Raw genomic sequence first — 17,235 nt, forward strand, 5'->3', positions numbered from 1 at the left:
ATGGAGCTGAAACCAGCGCTGGAAGCCGTCCTCATGGTCGTGGACGAGCCGGCGAGCGAGGAACACCTCGCCAAGGTCCTGGAACGCCCCAGACGGGCCGTGGCGGACGCCCTGCGGGAGCTGGCCGACGAGTACACCGTCCAGGGCCGCGGCTTCGAGCTGCGGCTCGTGGCGGGCGGCTGGCGGTTCTACAGCCGCGCCGCGTACGCCGACGCCGTCGAGGGCTTCGTCCTGGACGGCCAGCACGCCCGGCTCACCCAGGCGGCCCTGGAGACCCTGGCGGTCGTCGCGTACCGCCAGCCGGTGAGCCGCTCGCGGGTCTCCGCGGTGCGCGGAGTCAACTGTGACGGGGTCATGCGGACCCTGCTCCAGCGGGGTCTGGTCGACGAGGCGGGCACGGAACCCGAAACAGGTGCGATCCTGTACAGGACGACGAACTACTTTCTGGAGCGGATGGGCCTGCGCGGCCTGGACGAGCTCCCGGAGCTCGCGCCCTTCCTCCCCGAGGCGGACGCGATCGAGGCCGAGACGCTGGAGGGTGTTCCGTCGTTCGACCCGGACGCGCCTGACGCGCCGGAGACCCACGCAGACGACAAGACGGAAATGTGATGCGAAGCAGCAGCGGCAGGAACAGCAGCGGAAACAACGGCGGGAGCCGTGGTGGCAACAGCGGCGGCCGCGGCAGCAGTGGCGGTGGCGGCGGCCGTGACGGCGGCCGGGGCGCCGGTGGCGGCGGGCGTGACGGCCAGGGCAGGAGCGGCGGCCCGCGCCAGAGCGGCAGCGGCAAGACCCCGCGTCCCCGCCCCGAGGAGCGCACCTACGACGTGGGCAACGACGCCCCCCGCAGCGGCCGGGGCGCCTCGGCGCGCGGCGGCGCCAAGGGCGGTCCCAAGTCGCCGCAGGGCGGCACCCCGGTGCGCCGCGGCCCGCACGGCCAGCGCCTGGGCCAGGCCCGCCCGCGCGAGCTCGACGCCAAGATCGAGCAGCGCAACCGCGACCGGTACGCCGACAAGCCGGACGTGAAGACCCCCAAGACGTTCCCCGGCGCCGAGCAGGAGGGCGAGCGGCTGCAGAAGGTCCTCGCCCGTGCCGGCATGGGCTCGCGCCGCGCCTGCGAGGAGCTGATCGAGCAGGCCCGCGTCGAGGTCAACGGCGAGATCGTCCTGGAGCAGGGCAAGCGCGTCGACCCCGAGAAGGACGAGATCAAGGTGGACGGCCTCACCGTCGCCACCCAGTCGTACCTGTTCTTCGCCCTGAACAAGCCGGCCGGCGTCGTCTCCACCATGGAGGACCCGGACGGCCGCCAGTGCCTCGGTGACTACGTCACCAACCGTGAGACCCGCCTCTTCCACGTCGGCCGGCTCGACACGGAGACCGAGGGCATTATCCTGCTGACCAACCACGGCGAGCTGGCCCACCGTCTGACCCACCCCAAGTACGGCGTGAAGAAGACCTACCTGGCCGCCATCACGGGCCCGCTGCCGCGCGAGATCGGCAAGCGGCTCAAGGAGGGCATCCAGCTGGAGGACGGCTACGCGCGGGCCGACGCCTTCCGCGTGGTCCAGCAGACCGGCAAGAACTACCTCGTCGAGATCGAGCTGCACGAGGGCCGCAAGCACATCGTGCGCCGCATGATGGCCGAGGCCGGCTTCCCCGTGGAGAAGCTGGTCCGCGTCGCCTTCGGCCCGATCGGGCTCGGCGACCAGAAGTCCGGCTGGCTGCGCCGCCTCACCAACACCGAGGTCGGCATGCTGATGCGCGAGGTCGACCTCTAGACGTCGCGGCACCACTCCCGCCGCACGAGCCCGGCTCCCCGTCCTGCACGGGGAGCCGGGCTCTTCGCCGTCCGGGCTCCCGCACCCCCGTGCGGCCGCCCGAACGCCCTTGTGCGTCCGGCCCGTTCACCTTTATAGTCACAGTGACCATTAAGGAGGTCGGCGTGAGCCTCACCTGGACGGAAATCCTCGGCTTCGCCAGCGGCGCGCTCTGCGTGTGGCTGGTCGCCCGGCAGCACATCGCCAACTGGCCGGTGGGCCTTGCCAACAACGTGTTCTTCATCGTGCTGTTCCTCCAGGCGGGCCTGTACGCGGACGCCGGACTCCAAGTCGTCTTCATCGCCCTCGCCGTGTACGGCTGGTGGACCTGGGCCCACGGGGGTGGACCAGGTCCCGGCACGCTGCCGGTCCGGCGGACGACCCGCACCGAGTGGCTGTGGCTGCTCGCGGCGGGGGCGGTGGGGACCGTCGCGCTGACCCTCCTGCTCGGCGCGGCCACCGACTCGACCGTCCCGTTCTGGGACGCGCTTACCACCGCGCTCTCCCTGGCGGCGACGTACGGACAGTGCGGGAAGCTCGTCGAGTCCTGGTGGCTGTGGATCGCGGCCGACCTGGTCTACATCCCGCTCTACGCCTACAAGGAGCTCTACCTCACCTCGCTCCTGTACGCCGGATTCCTGACCCTGTGCCTGATCGGACTGCGGGGCTGGCGGCGCGAGCTGACCACAGGTCCGGCCCGGCTCGTGGAGGCGGCGGCGTGAAGAGCCATGAACACGGCCTGGTCCTCGGCAAGTTCTACCCGCCGCACGCCGGCCACCACCACCTGGTGCGCACCGCGGCCGCGCACTGCGAGCGGCTCACCGTGCTGGTGTGCGCGGCCTCCGTCGAGACGGTCCCGCTGGCCGAGCGGGTCCAGTGGATGCGCGACGCACATCCGGACGTCCGGGTCCTGGGGGCCGTCGACGACACCGAGATGGACCTGAACGACCCGGCGATATGGGACGCCCACATGGCGGTCTTCCGCGGCGCCGTCCCCGAGCGCGTCGACGCGGTGTTCACCTCCGAGGCGTACGGCGACGAACTCGCCCGGCGCTTCGGCGCCGCACACGTCCTCGTCGACCTCGACCGCACCGCCTTCCCGGTCTCCGGCACCGCCGTGCGCAAGGACCCCGTGGGCAGCTGGGACTTCCTGGAGCCGCCCGTACGGGCCTGGCTCGCCCGGCGCGTGGTCGTGCTCGGCGCCGAGTCCACCGGCACCACCACCCTGGCCCGTGCCCTCGCCGAGCACTACCGCGCGCGCGGCGGGGTCTGGGCCCGCACCCGGTGGGTCGAGGAGTACGGGCGCGAGTACAGCGAGGGCAAGCTGGCCGCGCTGCGCGCCCGTTCCCCCGAGGCGCAGTGGGAGGACGTCGCGTTCGGCTCGGACGAGTTCCCGGTGATCGCCGAGCGGCAGAACCAGCGCGAGGACACCGCGGCCGGGCTCGGCTCGCCCGTGCTCTTCTGCGACACCGACTCCTTCGCCACCACCGTCTGGCACGAGCGCTACGTCGGCGGGCGCAACCCGCGCGTCGACGCGGTCGCCGACCGGGCCGCGCCCCACCACCTGTGGCTGCTCACCGACCACGAAGGCGTGCCCTTCGAGGACGACGGCCTGCGCGACGGGGAAGAGCTGCGGCCCTGGATGACCGACCGCTTCCGGGCCGAACTCACCCGCACCGGCCGGGAGTTCATCGAAGTGCGCGGCCCGCACGAGGACCGCCTCGCCACCGCGGTCGCCGCCGTGGACGCGCTGCTCGACCGCGGCTGGGCCCTCGCCGACCCACTGCCGGAGCGACGATGAGCGCCGCCGGGCGGGACGCGGACGACCGGGCACCGGTGGCCCGGGTGCCCGACGGGTACGACCCCCACGCCTTCGAACCGTTCGCCGTCACCGTGGACCTCGCCGTCTTCACCGTGCGCGACGGCGCCCTGCACGCGCTGCTCATCCGGCGCGGCCAGGAGCCGTACGCCGGGGCGTGGGCGCTGCCCGGCGGGTTCGTGCTGCCGCGCGAGTCCGCCGAGCGGGCGGCCCGGCGCGAACTGGCCGAGGAGACCGGGCTCGCCGAGGACGTCGTCGCCGAACTCCACCTGGAACAGCTGCGCACCTACAGCGCGCCCGACCGCGACCCCCGCATGCGGGTCGTGTCCGTCGCGTACACCGCACTCGTGCCCGACCTGCCCGAACCGCACGGCGGCGGCGACGCGGCGCACGCCGAATGGGTCGCCTTCGGCAGCCAGGGACGCCTCGCCTTCGACCACACCGACATCCTCGCCGACGCCCACGAACGCATCGGCGCCAAGCTCGAGTACACCTGCCTCGCCACGTCGTTCTGCCCGCCCGAGTTCACCCTGGGCGAGCTCCAGCACGTGTACGAGACGGTCTGGGGCACCGTTCTGGACCGCCCCAACTTCCGCCGCAAGGTCCTCGCCACGCCCGGCTTCGTCGAGCAGGTGGCAGGAGCCTCGCGGCTGACCGGCGGCCGGGGCAAACCGGCCGCGCTCCACCGGGCGGGCCCCGCGACCGCGCTGCACCCGCCCCTGCTGCGCCCGGAGGGACGACAGACATGAACCGTGCCGCGAAACGGACGGCCACCGGAGCCCTGACCGGCCTCGCGCTGGGGGACGCCCTCGGCTTCCCGACCGAATTCGACGACGTGCCCTCGATCCTCGCGAAGTGCGGGCCGTGGCGCGAGATGCCGCTGCCCAAGCCCGCGATCGTCACCGACGACACCCAGATGACGCTCGCCCTCGGCCGCGGCATCCGCACCGCCATGGCCCGCGGACTGCTCTCCCCGAGCCGCCTCGAAGGCCCGGTCCGCGCCGAGTTCGTCGACTGGTACCACTCGCCCGAGAACAACCGCGCACCCGGCCGCACCTGCCTGGTGGCGTGCGCGCGGCTCGACAGCGGGCTGCCCTGGCAGCGCGCGAGCCAGATCGGCTCCAAGGGGTGCGGCGCCAACATGCGGGTCGCGCCCGTCGGGCTCGTGCCCGGACTGAGCGAGGAACAGCGGGCGGGCGCCGCCCAGTTGCAGTCCGCGCTCACCCACGGCCACCCCACCGCGCTCGCCGCGTCCGACCTCACCGCCCGCGCCGTGTACCTGCTCGCCCAGGGCGCCGACCCGGCGGGACTGATCGGCCGGCTCCGCTCGTACGCGTACGAGAACCGCACCCGGTACCACGAGCGCTGGCTCGGCGACCTCTGGACGCACGCGCAGGACCCGACCCCGGCCCACTTCATCGCGCGCGGCTGGGACGACTGCCTCGACGCCCTGGACCGGGTGCTCAAGGCGCTCCGCACCCCCTCGCCCGAGACCGATCCGTGCCTGGACACCGGCGACGGCTGGGTGGCGGAGGAGGCCCTCGCCACGGCCCTGCTCTGCTTCCTGCTCTTCCCCGACGAGCCCCTCACCGCCCTGCGCAGGGCCGCCTGCACCCAGGGCGACTCGGACTCCATCGCCTGCCTGGCCGGCGCGTTCGCCGGCGCCCACCTGGGGGCCGGGGCCTGGCCCGAGGAGTGGGCCGAGCGCATCGAGTACCGCAGCGAACTCCTGACCCTGGGGGCGCTCTGGGATGCTTGAACCATGATCGACCTCGACCCCGCCGCCCTCGCGCCCGTCATCGCCGCGCAGCCCGACCCGCTGCTGTTCGCCACGGTCTCGGGCGCCCACCTGTACGGCTTTCCCTCCCGCGACTCCGACGTCGACCTGCGCGGCGTGCACATCCTGCCGACCGAAGCGCTGATCGGCCTGCGCGAGCCGGAGGAGACGCGGTCGCGGATGTGGCTTGAGGACGGGGTGGAAATGGACCTCGTCACGCACGACCTGCGCAAGTTCGTACGCCTGATGCTGCGCCGCAACGGCTACGTACTGGAGCAGCTGCTCTCGCCGCTGGTCGTGCACACCACGGACGCGCACGCGGAACTCGTGGCGCTCGCGCCGTCCGTGCTGACCTCGCACCACGCCCACCACTACCGGGGGTTCGCGGCCACCCAGTGGCGGCTGTTCGAGAAGAGCGGCGAACTCAAGCCGCTGCTCTACACGTTCCGGGTGCTGCTCACCGGCATCCACCTGATGCGCACCGGGCGGATGGAGGCGGACCTGAACGCCCTCGTCCGCGAGATACCGGCGGCCCCCGGCTATCTGACCGAGCTGATCGCCGTGAAGGCCGAGGCCGAGCACGGCGCGGCGACCGGACTCGACCGGGCGCGCGTCACCGCCGACATCGAGGCGCTGCACGCCGTCCTGGACGACGCGCAGACCGCCTCGCCCCTGCCCGAGGCCGCCACCGGACACGACGCGCTGCACGACTTCGTCGTACGGCAACGCCTGGCCGGCCGAGCGGGCTGAGCTACGCGCCCTTCAGGGCCGAATCGCGGCGCGCCCGGAACAGGAAGTCCGCCACCCGGGCCCGGTCGGGCCCGGCGGGCAGGGGACTGCGGGGGGCCGCCTCGTCCGACTCGGCCGCCAGGCGGGCCATCCAGGACTCCACCTCGGACCAGGACACCTCGCCACGCTTGACCGCGAGGAGCCGCTCGCGCCCGGCGCCGACGTCGATGGTGAGCACGCCGGTGCGCAGCAGGTCGCGGCAGCTCATGAGCAGCCGCAGCAGGTGCATCGCGTGCTTCCACCGCGGTGCGCCGTGCTGCCGCACATCGGCGTCGAGCTTCTTGCGCTGGCCCAGCGCGTAGCGCGCGAAGGTCTCGTGCGCCGTACGGGAGAGGAACGCCCCGCGCAGCGCCAGGAGTTCCCGCCCGGTGTCGTCGATGTGCTCGACCAGCGGGGAGTGCAGGCACTCCAGGATGTTCGGGTTGGCGCGCAGAGCGAGCTCGCAGAACCGCTCCAGCTCCCAGCTGAACTGCTCGTCGGCCGGGCCCTCCACATGGGCCGGCGGCTTCTCGAAGTGCCAGAACAGCGGGGTCGGCGCGAGGTAGATGCCGCGGACGTCGGTGTCGCTGTCCTCGGTCGCGAGGCCGAAGGCGCGCGAGCCCATGACACAGGAGTAGACGGTGTGGCCGGCGACGAGTTCTTCGGGCGTCATGACGCCCATGGTCGCCGGTCAGGGCAGCCGGACCGAATCCGCCTCCACGGTGATCTGCCGCGCGGGCAGGGGACGGGTGGCGGGGCCGTGGGCGACGGAGGCGTCCGCGATGCGGTACTTGCTGCCGTGGCAGGGGCAGTTGATGGTGCCGTCGGACACGCTGGAGACGGTGCAGCCCTGGTGGGTGCAGATCGCCGAGAACCCCTTGAAGGTGCCGGCCTGCGGCTGCGTGACGACGACCTTCTGCTCGGCGAAGATCTTGCCGCCGCCGACGGGGATGTCGGAGGTCTTGGCGAGGACCTGCCCCGCCTCGGCGGGCGGGCTCGGCTGGCCTTGCGTGGCCGAGCCGGCGCCGCTCGGGGTGGCCGTCGAACTCCCGCCGCCGTCACCGGAGTTGGAGCACCCCGCGAGAGCGGCGGTGCCGGCCGCGGCCACGAGTACGGTTCGGCGGCTGCTCACTGTTTCCATCATGTGCTCCTCTGGGTCGGCGCTGGCAGGAGCATCCTGGCGGGCGCGGGGCCCCGGGCGAAGCACCGACGGGTCCCCCGCGGGGGGTGGCGCCGACCTCCCACCCACCTGGCCCAGGTCACCCGGCCCCGCGCCCCTGTAAGGCCCCCGGCACCGCCCACCCCGGCGGAGCCGTGGGGCGGGCGGTGCCGGGGGCGTGGGGGCTGGCTACGCTGGGCGGGGGGAATGATCGAGTCCGAGGAGTACGTCGTGGCGGTACGAGCGGTCCGCGGGGCCGTCCAGCTGGAGCGGGACGACGCCGGGCACATGGACGAGCAGGTCGGCGCGGTGCTCACCGAGCTCCTGGAGCGCAACGGGCTGACCCCGGACGACCTCATCAGCATCTGGTTCACGGCCACCCCCGACCTGCACAGCGACTTCCCGGCCGCCGCCGCCCGCCGGCTCGGCCTCGCCGACGTACCCCTGATCTGCGCGCAGGAGCTGGACATCACCGGGGCCATGCCCCGCGTGGTGCGGGTTCTCGCGCATGTCGAGACCTATCTCGACCGGTCCGAGATCGCCCATGTCTACCTCGGCGCCGCCGCCGCCCTCCGCAAGGACATCGCCCAGTGAGAACCGCCCTCGTCATCGGTACCGGCCTGATCGGCACCTCCGCCGCCCTGGCCCTCGCGAGCCGCGGGATCACCGTGCACCTCGCCGACCACGACCCCGGCCAGGCCCGCACGGCGGCCGCGCTCGGCGCCGGCACGGCCGAGGCGCCCGAGGGCCGGGTCGACCTGGCCGTGATCGCCGTACCGCCCGCACACGTCGCCGCCACCCTGGCCGGGGCGATCCGCGACGGCGTGGCCCGCGCCTACATCGACGTGGCCAGCGTCAAGGGCGGCCCGCGCCGCGAGCTGCTCGCCCTCGGCTGCGACCTGGGCTCCTACATCGGCACGCACCCCATGGCGGGCAAGGAGCGCTCGGGCCCGCTGGCCGCCACCGCCGACCTCTTCGAGGGCCGGCCCTGGGTGCTCACGCCGACCCGCGACACCGACACCGAGGTGCTCAACCTGGCGCTCGAACTGGTCGCGCTGTGCCGGGCCGTGCCGGTCGTCATGGACGCGGACGCCCACGACCGGGCCGTGGCCCTCGTCTCGCACACCCCGCAGCTGGTCTCCTCGATGGTCGCCGCCCGCCTGGAGGAGGCCGACGAGACGGCGGTACGCCTGTGCGGCCAGGGCATCCGCGACGTCACCCGCATCGCGGCGTCCGACCCGCGGATGTGGGTCGAGATCCTCTCCGCCAACCCGGGCCCCGTCGCCGACGTCCTGTCCGGGATCGCCGCCGACCTCGACGAGACGGTGCGCGCCCTGCGCTCCCTGGAATCCGCCGACAAGGACGAGCGGCGCGGTGGCGCGGCCGGCATCGAGGACGTGCTGCGGCGCGGCAACGCCGGCCGGGTCCGGGTGCCCGGCAAGCACGGCGCGGCCCCCGCCACGTACGAGATCGTCGCGGTGCTGCTCAGCGACGAGCCGGGCGGCCTCGCGCGGCTCTTCGCGGACGCGGGCCGGGCCGGGGTCAACATCGAGGACGTCCGCATCGAGCACGCCACCGGCCAGCAGGCCGGCCTGGTGCAGCTGATGGTGGAGCCGACGGCGGCCCCCGGTCTGACCTCCGCGCTGCGCGAGCGGGGCTGGTCCATCCGGCAGTGACGAGGTCGTCCCGTACGCGCGGGACGGCGGGCCCGCACGAGCCAGTAACCTTGTACGGGGCGGATTTGCGTCCCGAGCATCCCCGCCCCGTACAAGGAAGGTGTCCGTCACCGTGGAAACCGCCGCCCGGACCGCTCCGGCAGCAGTGATTGTCGCCATCGACGGCCCCTCCGGCACCGGCAAGTCCAGCACCTCCAAGGCGGTCGCCGCCAAGCTGGGGCTGAGCTACCTGGACACCGGAGCCCAGTACCGGGCGATCACCTGGTGGATGATCACCAACGGGATCGACATCACAGACCCGGCGGAGATCGCCGTCGCCGCGGCCAAGCCCGTGATCGTCTCCGGCACCGACCCGTCGGCGCCGACCATCACGGTCGACGGCGAGGACGCGTCGGCCCCGATCCGTACCCAGGAGGTCACCTCCAAGGTCAGCGCGGTCAGCGCCGTCCCCGAGGTGCGGGCCCTGATCACCCAGCTCCAGCGCGACATCGCGGCCGGCGCCGGGCAGGGCATCGTGGTCGAGGGCCGTGACATCGGCACCACCGTGCTGCCCGACGCCGACCTGAAGGTGTTCCTCACCGCGTCGCCCGAGGCGCGCGCCGCCCGCCGCAGCGGCGAGATCAAGGGCGCCGACGTGGCCGCCACCAGGGAAGCCCTGATCAAGCGGGACGCGGCCGACTCCGGCCGCAAGACCTCCCCGCTGGCCAAGGCCGACGACGCCGTCGAGGTGGACACCACCGAGCTGACGCTCGACCAGGTCATCGAGTGCGTCGTCACCCTCATCGAGGAGAAGCAGGCCGCCAAGTGACGGTTCCCTCGAACCGAGGCGCCGAGATCGGCCGCCGGATCGGTGTCGGTCTGATGTACGGGCTCTGGAAGCCCCGGGTGCTCGGCGCCTGGCGGGTTCCGGCGGGCGGCCCGGTGATCTTCGCTGTCAACCACTCCCACAACATCGACGGCCCGATGGTCATGGGCACCGCCCCGCGCGGCACCCACTTCCTGATCAAGAAGGAAGCCTTCGTGGGGCCGCTCGGCCCGTTCCTCGAAGGCATCGGCCAGCTCAAGGTCGACCGGACGGTCGCCGACCGTACCGCGATCACCGACGCGCTGGCCGTGCTCGACCGCGGCGGCGTCCTCGGGATCTTCCCCGAGGGCACCAGGGGCGACGGCGACTTCGCGTCGCTGCGGGCGGGCCTCGCCTACTTCGCCGTACGGTCGGGGGCGCCCATCGTTCCGGTGGCCGTCCTGGGAAGCACCGAGCGCCGCGGACGGTTGATAAAGGCGCTGCCCCCGCTGCGCAGCCGCGTCGACGTGGTCTTCGGAGACCCGTTCGAAGCGGGGGACGGCAGCGGACGCCGCACCCGCAAGGCGCTCGACGAGGCCACCGTCCGCATCCAGGACCGGCTCACCGGCCACCTGGCGCATGCCAGGCGCCTGACCGGGCGCTAGGCCAGACTTTCAGTAGTGGACCGCTCGATCGCGGTCCACCGATCACGACGATGAACGAGGTACGGACTTCATGAACGACCAGCACGACCACGGAGCACTCGGCGACGCCGAGTTCGCGGAGTTCATGGAGCTCGCCGCCGAGGAGGGCTTCGACGCCGAGGACGTCGAGGACGCCCTCGACGAGGCCGGGCACGGCGCGCTCCCGGCCCTCGCCGTCGTCGGCCGCCCCAATGTCGGCAAGTCGACCCTGGTGAACCGCATCATCGGCCGCCGCGAGGCAGTCGTCCAGGACAAGCCCGGCGTCACCCGTGACCGCGTCACCTACGAGGCCGAATGGGCGGGCCGCCGCTTCAAGGTCGTCGACACCGGCGGCTGGGAGCAGGACGTCCTCGGCCTCGACGCCTCCGTCGCCGCCCAGGCCGAGTACGCCATCGAGGCCGCCGACGCCGTGGTCTTCGTCGTCGACGCCACCGTGGGCGCCACCGACACCGACGAGGCCGTGGTGCGGCTGCTGCGCCGCTCCGGCAAGCCCGTCGTACTCGCCGCCAACAAGGTCGACGGCATGTCCGGCGAGTCCGACGCCGCGGCCCTGTGGTCGCTGGGCCTCGGCGAGCCGTTCCCCATCTCCGCGCTGCACGGCCGCGGTACCGGCGACCTGCTCGACGAGATCCTGAAGGCGCTGCCGGAGGCTCCCGCCCAGCGCTTCGGCACCGCGGTGGGCGGCCCGCGCCGCATCGCCCTCATCGGCCGGCCGAACGTCGGCAAGTCCTCGCTCCTCAACCAGGTCGCCAAGGAGGACCGGGTCGTCGTCAACGCCCAGTCCGGCACCACCCGTGACCCGGTCGACGAGCTCATCGAGCTGGGCGGGATCACCTGGAAGTTCGTCGACACGGCCGGCATCCGCCGCCGCGTCCACCTCCAGGAAGGCGCCGACTACTACGCCTCGCTGCGTACCGCCGCCGCCGTCGAGAAGGCGGAGGTCGCGGTCGTCCTCATCGACACCAGCGAGTCGATCTCCGTGCAGGACCAGCGCATCATCACGATGGCCGTCGACGCCGGGCGCGCCCTCGTCATCGCGTACAACAAGTGGGACACCCTCGACGAGGAGCGGCGCTACTACCTGGAGCGCGAGATCGAGACGGAGATGCAGCAGGTCGCCTGGGCGCCCCGCGTCAACGTCTCCGCGCTGACCGGCCGCCACATGGAGAAGCTGGTCCCGGCGATCGAGACGGCGCTGGCGGGCTGGGAGACCCGGGTCCCCACCGGCCGCCTCAACGCCTTCCTCGGCGAGCTCGTGGCCGGCCACCCGCACCCGATCCGCGGGGGAAAGCAGCCGCGCATCCTGTTCGGCACGCAGGCGGGTACCAAGCCGCCGCGGTTCGTGCTCTTCGCCTCCGGCTTCATCGAGGCGGGCTACCGGCGCTTCATCGAGCGCCGGCTGCGCGAGGAGTTCGGCTTCGAGGGCACCCCGATCCACATCTCGGTGCGGGTGCGCGAGAAGCGCGGGCGCAACAAGTAACTCCCCCACGGGGGCCGTGAGGGAGCGGCCCCCGTACGGAGACGGTTCAGAGCCCCCTGCGGGGGCCGGGCGGCAGTGCCGCCGGGAGCTGATGCTGCCCGGCGTACTGCCGCCCGTTCGCGTTCATCGCGGGGTGCACATGCCAGTTCCCCGCGTACGTCGCCGGGAAGTGCTGGGTCTGGTGGCCCTGCTGGCCGGTGCGGGAGCCGTGCAGCACCGGTACGAACCCGGTGCCGAGCGCCCCGAACCCGACGAACCCGAGATCCTCCTCGCCCGACCGGTCGCCGGGCAGGGCGCGGAAGGACCGGAGGTACTCCGAGTACAGCGCGTCGTAGATCGGCGTGGGGGAGTGGGCTCCCGATGCGTCGCCCGAAGGGCGCATCGCCGGGATCTGGGACTGGTACTGCTGGCGGGAGGGGTCGTATGAGTGCACGTCTGTGCCAACGACCCCGTAGGGCCGGGGTTGCGGGGTATTTCCGCTTATCGGTAGTGCGGAGCGGAAACGCCCCACGCCCCTCCCGGCCCCGCCCGGCTCCTTGACGGGGGCCGGGAGGAGCGCGGTAGGGGCGCGGCAGGGAGATGGAAGGGGGAGCGGCAGGGGGTGGGGGGAGCAGAGGACGCCCTCAGGCCCGCGTCATCCGCGGTCCACCCGCGGATTCCCGCCCGGCCCACCGCCGGCCCTCACCGCCGGGTCTCAGGTGCCCGCCAGCGGCATCGCGGCGGCGACCAGGCGGCCGTCGGCGGCGGCCTTCTCCAGGGCGTCCCGCAGCAGGTCCTCGCGGGGCTGCTGGCCGATCACCCCGACCGGGGCCGCGAAGACGAGCACGCGCTGCGACTTGTTGGCGGCGGCACGCCAGCCGTCGGTCACCTGGAGCGGCTGGTGCGCCTGCCACCAGGAGACGGAGCCGCTGCCGCCGGTGCCGGGCTGAAGGACCGCGTGCAGCTGGCCCATGGCGAGCAGCACGGACCAGCCCGGCAGCACCGCGGGCAGCCGGCCCATGTCGGTGACCGGCACGAAGCCCTGCTCGATGAGGAGCGGGAGGAACTCGTCGCTGCTGCCGCCCGAGCCCGGCCGGGCGATCGGGACGGTCGGCTCCACGACGAGCGCGGGGTGCAGATCGCCCTCGATCAGCACCAGACCGCTGGTGATGCCGAGCACCGCCTGCTCGGGACCGCCGGCCGGCTCCTCGCCCGTGATGGACCGTACGGCGCCCTGGAGCTGCTCCTCGGCGACCTGGACGACCTGGGAGGGGATGCAGCTGGCGTGGGCGAAGGCGAGGACCGCGGTTTCCTCGCCGACGAACAGGACGGTGCTGGTGCGCTCCTGCTCGGAGTCGCCCGGCGTCCGGCAGGAGGTGCAGTCGTAGCTGCCCGGGGCGTTCTCGCCGGCGAGCAGCCGCTCGGCTTCTTCGTCGCCGATCTCGGCGCGGACGTCCTCACTGACGTCGAGCATGCGCGGCACGGGTGGCTCCTAGGAACTGAGTGGATGCGCCGGGCGGTTCCCGGCTTCTCTCGTACAAACGACAACGGACGATCTGTGGCCGGGGTCACGCGCGAGGGCCAACGGAATGGAAGCGCTCCCGGCGGAGCGTGAACGCGCCCCCGGAACCGCTCACTCCCCGTCAACGCATGCGGGCTACATGGAAGTTGGGGCGGTGAGCTGAGACGCAGATCATCTTTTCGCCGGGTCATCAAATGCCGATATCCACGGACCAAAGGGGTGTCCGGAAATCGCCGATACTCCGGGTAACGCTCAACTGGCCTGGAATGAAGGGGAGTTGGTTGATGCCGGAGCGTGCGGGTCCCTAGATTCCACCGCCGTGTGCAGCGAGCACCGCCCGGGAACGCCCGCCGGCCGCACAGCAGGCTCGATCTTCCGGTGGGCGGGGACGGCACGGAACGAGGCGCCGGACGCGCCGGAGACCGGACCGCCCAGGGGGACCCCGGGTCCTTCGAAAGGGATTTCATGTCCGTTGGTACCAGTGGTTCCAGCTCCATCGGCGGGCGCGGTACGGCCGTGCTGATCGGAGCCGCGCTCGCGGCGCCGCTCGCCCTGCTCGGCGTCGCCGCCGGCCCGGCCTCGGCGGCCGACGGCGGTGTGTGGGACCGCATCGCCCAGTGCGAGAGCGGCGGAAACTGGCACATCAACACCGGGAACGGCTACTACGGCGGGCTCCAGTTCGCCGCCGGGACCTGGCGGGCACTCGGCGGAGGGGCGTACGCGCCGACCGCCGACCGGGCCAGCAGGGCCCAGCAGATCGCCATCGCGAGCAAGGTCCAGCGCTCGCAGGGCTGGGGCGCCTGGCCGGTCTGCTCGCGCGAGGCGGGGGCGTACGGCAGCGCGCCGGGGGCGGCCGCGCCCGCCGCCTCCAGGCCTCACCACGAGGCGCCGAAGCCGCACGAGGCGCCCGCGGCCCCGCGGCACAGTGCCCGGCAGCCCACCGCCCAGCCGCGCACCGAAAGCGCCCCGGCGTCCGCGGCCGGCTCGTACACCGTCAGGAGCGGTGACACGCTCTCCACCGTCGCCGTGGCCCACGGCACCCACTGGAAGGCGCTGTACGCGGCCAACCGCGCCGTCATCGGTGGCGACCCGGACCTCATCGTGCCGGGGCAGCGGCTCGCGCTCTGAGGACGCGCGAACGGCCCGCGGCCGAATCTCCTGACCTCGAACAGCCCGCGGCCCGCATGCCCTGACGCGCGAAGGCCCCGTCCGGTCACCCGGGCGGGGCCGTCCGACGTCCGCCCCGGGCCGCCCCCGCGCGCCGCCCGCGTCCCCGCCGGGGTCCGTCGCACTTCGCGCCCCGGCCGGATTCGATCATGTTCCGACGCGGCGGTCGTCGCTTCGCGGTACCCGCTCTGACCTGCGGTGATACGCCGCCGAAGCGCGGAAGTGGTCAACCCAAGTACAGTCCGTTCGAGACTGAAGTGTTTCGAATCCGACCGACCGGGTCGGCCGGATGATCAAGCGTGAGATCGACGGAACGACCGAACGACCAAAGGGACGCGTGGCGCATGCACCTCTCCTTCCTGCTGCACAACGCGTACAGCCTGGGCGGAACCATCCGGTCGACCTTCAACCTCGCCGGTGAGCTCGCCCGGCGCCACGACGTCGAGATCGTCTCCGTCTTCCGCCACCGCGACGAGCCCACCCTGGCCGCTCCCGAGGGCGTCCGCATCCGGCACCTCGTGGACCTGCGCACGCACAGCCCCGGCTACGAGGGCGAGCACCCCCAGCACAAGCAGCCGGCCAAGGTCTTCCCGCGCGGCGACGGCCGGCACCCCCAGTACAGCCGGCTCACCGACGCCCGGATAGCCGCCCATCTGCGCGACACCGCGGCGGACGTCGTCATCGGCACCCGGCCCGGCCTCAACGTGCACATAGCGCAGGAGACGCGGCCCGGCGTCATCCGCGTCGGGCAGGAGCACCTGACCCTCGAAGGCCACGGCTACCGGCTGCGCCGCGAGATAGCCCACTCCTACCCCCTACTCGACGCGATCACCACGGTCACCCGGGCCGACGCGGCGGCCTACCGGGAGCTGAAGCTGCCGGGCGTGCGCATCGACGCGGTGCCCAACGCCGTGCCCGCCCCGGCCCTCGAACCCGCCTCCGGCGACGGCAGGCTCGTGGTGGCGGCGGGCCGCCTCACCCCGGTCAAGCGGTACGACCTGCTGGTGCGGGCCTTCGCCCAGGTGGCCGCCGTACGCCCCGACTGGCGCCTGCGGATCTACGGCTCGGGCGACGCGTTCGGCAACGAACGCGACGCGCTGCGCAACCTCATCGACGATCTTGACCTCTACAACAATGTGTTTCTCATGGGCATGGTCGGCGACCTCGACAGCGAGTGGGTCAAGGGCTCCGTCGCGGCCGTCACCTCCGACCACGAGTCCTTCGGCATGACCATCGTCGAGGCGATGCGCTGCGGGCTGCCCGTCGTCTCCACGGACTGCCCCCAGGGACCACGCGAAATAATCAAGGACGGCGTGGACGGCCGGCTCGTCGAGACCGGCAACGCCGACGCCGTGGCCGCGGCCCTGCTCGAACTGATCCAGGACGACGAACTGCGCCACCGCATGGCCAAGGCGGCCCTGGAGAACTCCGAACGCTTCGACCCCGCCGGCACCGCCGAACAGCACGAGGCGCTCTTCGAGGCGCTGTACGCCACGGGCGGCGCCGGCCGCTCCGCCGGGCTGCTGCGCGGCTCCCTGCACCGGGCCCGCAGCTCCGCCCTCGACGGGGCGTACACCTTGCGCCACAAGGCCGCCTCCGTGCTCCGGAAAGGGCAGACCGCATGACCACCACCGCCGAGTCCCCGGACACGGGCAACGCCCCCGCCGCGCCCCGCGCCCACTGCATAGCCGACTCCGCGGGCGGGGTGACCTTCGACGTCACGGGCGCCGGGCAGCCGGGCGCCACGCTGGTGCTGCGCCGGCGCGCCGCCGACCCGGGCGCCGATGTGCTGCTGCCACTCACCCCGGCGGCCGAGGGGGTGCTCAGGGCGGTGCTGCCCAGCACGGTCGGGCTCCCCGAGGGCGTGTGGGACGCGTATCTGCGCCTCGGCGAGGGCACCGAGCAGCGCCTGGAGCCGGGTGTGCGGGATCTGCGCGCGCTCGTCGACCGGGAGCCGGGGCCCGACGCCGACGGCGTCGCGGTCCGCATCCCCCACGCCGACCGGTCGGGCGCGCTCGTGGTGCGCAGCTGGCTGCGCAGGCCGCACGCCGAGACCGGCACGATCGGTTTCGGTGCGGACACCGTCACGGTCCACGGCCGGCTCCACGGAACGACGCTCGGTGCCGACGCCGTCGTCGAGGCGCGGCGACGGGGCGGGGGCGGCCACGTCCACCGCGTCCCGGCGACCGCCGACGGCGAGAGCGGCGGCTTCACCTTCACGCTGCCGTACGCGCCGCTCTCGGAGGGGCTCGACGCCAAGGAATGGCTCTGGGACCTGTGGCTGCACACGGGCGCCGGGGGCGGCCAGGTCCGCCTCGCCCGCCTCCTGGACGACATCGCGATGAAGCAGGTCGTCTTCGTGTACCCGGGAGCCACCGTGGGGCCCGGCGTGGTCCGCCCGTACTACACGGGCGCGAACGACCTGAGCGTGCGGGTCGACTCCGTACGCAAGTGAGCGCTGATGCGCCGGTCCGGGGCCCGGTGACGCACGTGCCGGGGCCGGGCGCTACCGGGGGCGTACGCCGTCCGGGCGCCCCGCGAGGGGGTGCGGCCGAGCGACCGCGGGGCCGCGATCCGGGCCCTGGG

General features: G+C 73.2%; 19 protein-coding genes. 15 read left to right on the plus strand and 4 right to left on the minus strand.

The genetic code is table 11. From position 1 onward, the window contains the following. From scpB to OOJ98_RS08355, 7 genes are all read left to right on the plus strand, one after another. On the plus strand, positions 1–609 hold the full coding sequence (gene scpB / locus OOJ98_RS08325; RefSeq protein ID WP_267055562.1) for an SMC-Scp complex subunit ScpB: 609 nt from the start codon (positions 1–3) through the stop codon (positions 607–609). Then, positions 609–1,775 carry a pseudouridine synthase gene (locus tag OOJ98_RS08330; protein ID WP_267053979.1) on the plus strand — a complete coding sequence of 389 codons (1,167 nt, stop codon included), beginning with the start codon at positions 609–611 and terminating at the stop codon, positions 1,773–1,775. The genes scpB and OOJ98_RS08330 overlap by 1 nt, the downstream gene beginning before the upstream one ends. 134 nt (positions 1,776–1,909) lie before the next feature. Then, positions 1,910–2,536 (plus strand): nicotinamide riboside transporter PnuC, encoded by a 627-nt coding sequence (gene pnuC / locus OOJ98_RS08335; RefSeq protein ID WP_267055563.1) that lies wholly within the window; start codon positions 1,910–1,912, stop codon positions 2,534–2,536. Then, positions 2,533–3,615: an AAA family ATPase gene (locus OOJ98_RS08340; protein WP_267053980.1), complete on the plus strand. Its 1,083-nt coding sequence runs from the start codon at positions 2,533–2,535 to the stop codon at positions 3,613–3,615. The genes pnuC and OOJ98_RS08340 overlap by 4 nt, the downstream gene beginning before the upstream one ends. Further along, the gene (locus OOJ98_RS08345; RefSeq protein ID WP_267053981.1) at positions 3,612–4,382 is read left to right on the plus strand and encodes an NUDIX hydrolase; all 771 of its coding nucleotides are present in this window, start codon (positions 3,612–3,614) and stop codon (positions 4,380–4,382) included. The genes OOJ98_RS08340 and OOJ98_RS08345 overlap by 4 nt, the downstream gene beginning before the upstream one ends. Further along, positions 4,379–5,392 carry an ADP-ribosylglycohydrolase family protein gene (locus tag OOJ98_RS08350; protein WP_267053982.1) on the plus strand — a complete coding sequence of 338 codons (1,014 nt, stop codon included), beginning with the start codon at positions 4,379–4,381 and terminating at the stop codon, positions 5,390–5,392. The genes OOJ98_RS08345 and OOJ98_RS08350 overlap by 4 nt, the downstream gene beginning before the upstream one ends. Positions 5,393–5,395: 3 nt before the next feature. Further along, the gene (locus OOJ98_RS08355) at positions 5,396–6,160 is read left to right on the plus strand and encodes a nucleotidyltransferase domain-containing protein (RefSeq protein ID WP_267053983.1); all 765 of its coding nucleotides are present in this window, start codon (positions 5,396–5,398) and stop codon (positions 6,158–6,160) included. 1 nt (position 6,161) lies between these two features. Here OOJ98_RS08355 and OOJ98_RS08360 read toward each other — a convergent pair whose 3' ends face one another. Both OOJ98_RS08360 and OOJ98_RS08365 read right to left on the minus strand, forming a co-directional pair. Next, a complete protein-coding gene (locus tag OOJ98_RS08360; RefSeq protein ID WP_267053984.1) occupies positions 6,162–6,851 on the minus strand; it encodes a nucleotidyltransferase domain-containing protein in 690 nt (229 codons plus the stop codon). A gap of 18 nt (positions 6,852–6,869) precedes the next feature. Then, entirely contained in the window at positions 6,870–7,319 is a 450-nt protein-coding gene (locus tag OOJ98_RS08365; protein ID WP_267053985.1) for a Rieske (2Fe-2S) protein, read from the minus strand. Between the two features lie 249 nt (positions 7,320–7,568). Between OOJ98_RS08365 and aroH the strand changes: the two genes are divergently transcribed. The 5 genes from aroH (at position 7,569) to der (ending at position 11,981) form a co-directional block, all read left to right on the plus strand. Further along, complete coding sequence (gene aroH, locus OOJ98_RS08370; protein WP_267055564.1) at positions 7,569–7,931, plus strand: chorismate mutase; 363 nt, start codon at positions 7,569–7,571, stop codon at positions 7,929–7,931. Further along, positions 7,928–9,013 carry a prephenate dehydrogenase gene (locus OOJ98_RS08375; RefSeq protein ID WP_267053986.1) on the plus strand — a complete coding sequence of 362 codons (1,086 nt, stop codon included), beginning with the start codon at positions 7,928–7,930 and terminating at the stop codon, positions 9,011–9,013. Before aroH ends, OOJ98_RS08375 begins: the two co-directional genes overlap by 4 nt. Before the next feature lie 100 nt (positions 9,014–9,113). Beyond that, on the plus strand, positions 9,114–9,821 hold the full coding sequence (cmk, locus tag OOJ98_RS08380) for a (d)CMP kinase (protein WP_267053987.1): 708 nt from the start codon (positions 9,114–9,116) through the stop codon (positions 9,819–9,821). Further along, positions 9,779–10,462, plus strand: a complete 684-nt coding sequence (locus tag OOJ98_RS08385) for a 1-acyl-sn-glycerol-3-phosphate acyltransferase (protein ID WP_267053988.1) — start codon at positions 9,779–9,781, stop codon at positions 10,460–10,462. The genes cmk and OOJ98_RS08385 overlap by 43 nt, the downstream gene beginning before the upstream one ends. Positions 10,463–10,532: 70 nt before the next feature. Continuing rightward, positions 10,533–11,981 carry a ribosome biogenesis GTPase Der gene (gene der, locus OOJ98_RS08390; protein WP_267053989.1) on the plus strand — a complete coding sequence of 483 codons (1,449 nt, stop codon included), beginning with the start codon at positions 10,533–10,535 and terminating at the stop codon, positions 11,979–11,981. Positions 11,982–12,027: 46 nt separating this feature from the next. Here der and OOJ98_RS08395 read toward each other — a convergent pair whose 3' ends face one another. Both OOJ98_RS08395 and OOJ98_RS08400 read right to left on the minus strand, forming a co-directional pair. Further along, complete coding sequence (locus OOJ98_RS08395; RefSeq protein ID WP_267053990.1) at positions 12,028–12,414, minus strand: hypothetical protein; 387 nt, start codon at positions 12,412–12,414, stop codon at positions 12,028–12,030. 261 nt (positions 12,415–12,675) lie between these two features. Beyond that, the gene (locus OOJ98_RS08400) at positions 12,676–13,443 is read right to left on the minus strand and encodes a hypothetical protein (protein WP_267053991.1); all 768 of its coding nucleotides are present in this window, start codon (positions 13,441–13,443) and stop codon (positions 12,676–12,678) included. Positions 13,444–13,947: 504 nt separating this feature from the next. On the opposite strand from OOJ98_RS08400, the gene OOJ98_RS08405 reads away from it, so the two are divergent. The 3 genes from OOJ98_RS08405 to OOJ98_RS08415 all read left to right on the plus strand — a co-directional run bounded on the left by OOJ98_RS08405 (position 13,948) and on the right by OOJ98_RS08415 (position 17,104). After that, entirely contained in the window at positions 13,948–14,610 is a 663-nt protein-coding gene (locus OOJ98_RS08405) for a transglycosylase family protein (RefSeq protein ID WP_267053992.1), read from the plus strand. Positions 14,611–14,993: 383 nt separating this feature from the next. Continuing rightward, on the plus strand, positions 14,994–16,274 hold the full coding sequence (locus OOJ98_RS08410; protein WP_267053993.1) for a glycosyltransferase family 4 protein: 1,281 nt from the start codon (positions 14,994–14,996) through the stop codon (positions 16,272–16,274). Continuing rightward, positions 16,271–17,104 (plus strand): hypothetical protein, encoded by an 834-nt coding sequence (locus OOJ98_RS08415; protein WP_267053994.1) that lies wholly within the window; start codon positions 16,271–16,273, stop codon positions 17,102–17,104. Before OOJ98_RS08410 ends, OOJ98_RS08415 begins: the two co-directional genes overlap by 4 nt. Positions 17,105–17,235 lie beyond the last annotated feature (131 nt).

The organism is Streptomyces sp. NBC_00083 (assembly GCF_026343295.1).
GTDB lineage: Bacteria > Actinomycetota > Actinomycetes > Streptomycetales > Streptomycetaceae > Streptomyces.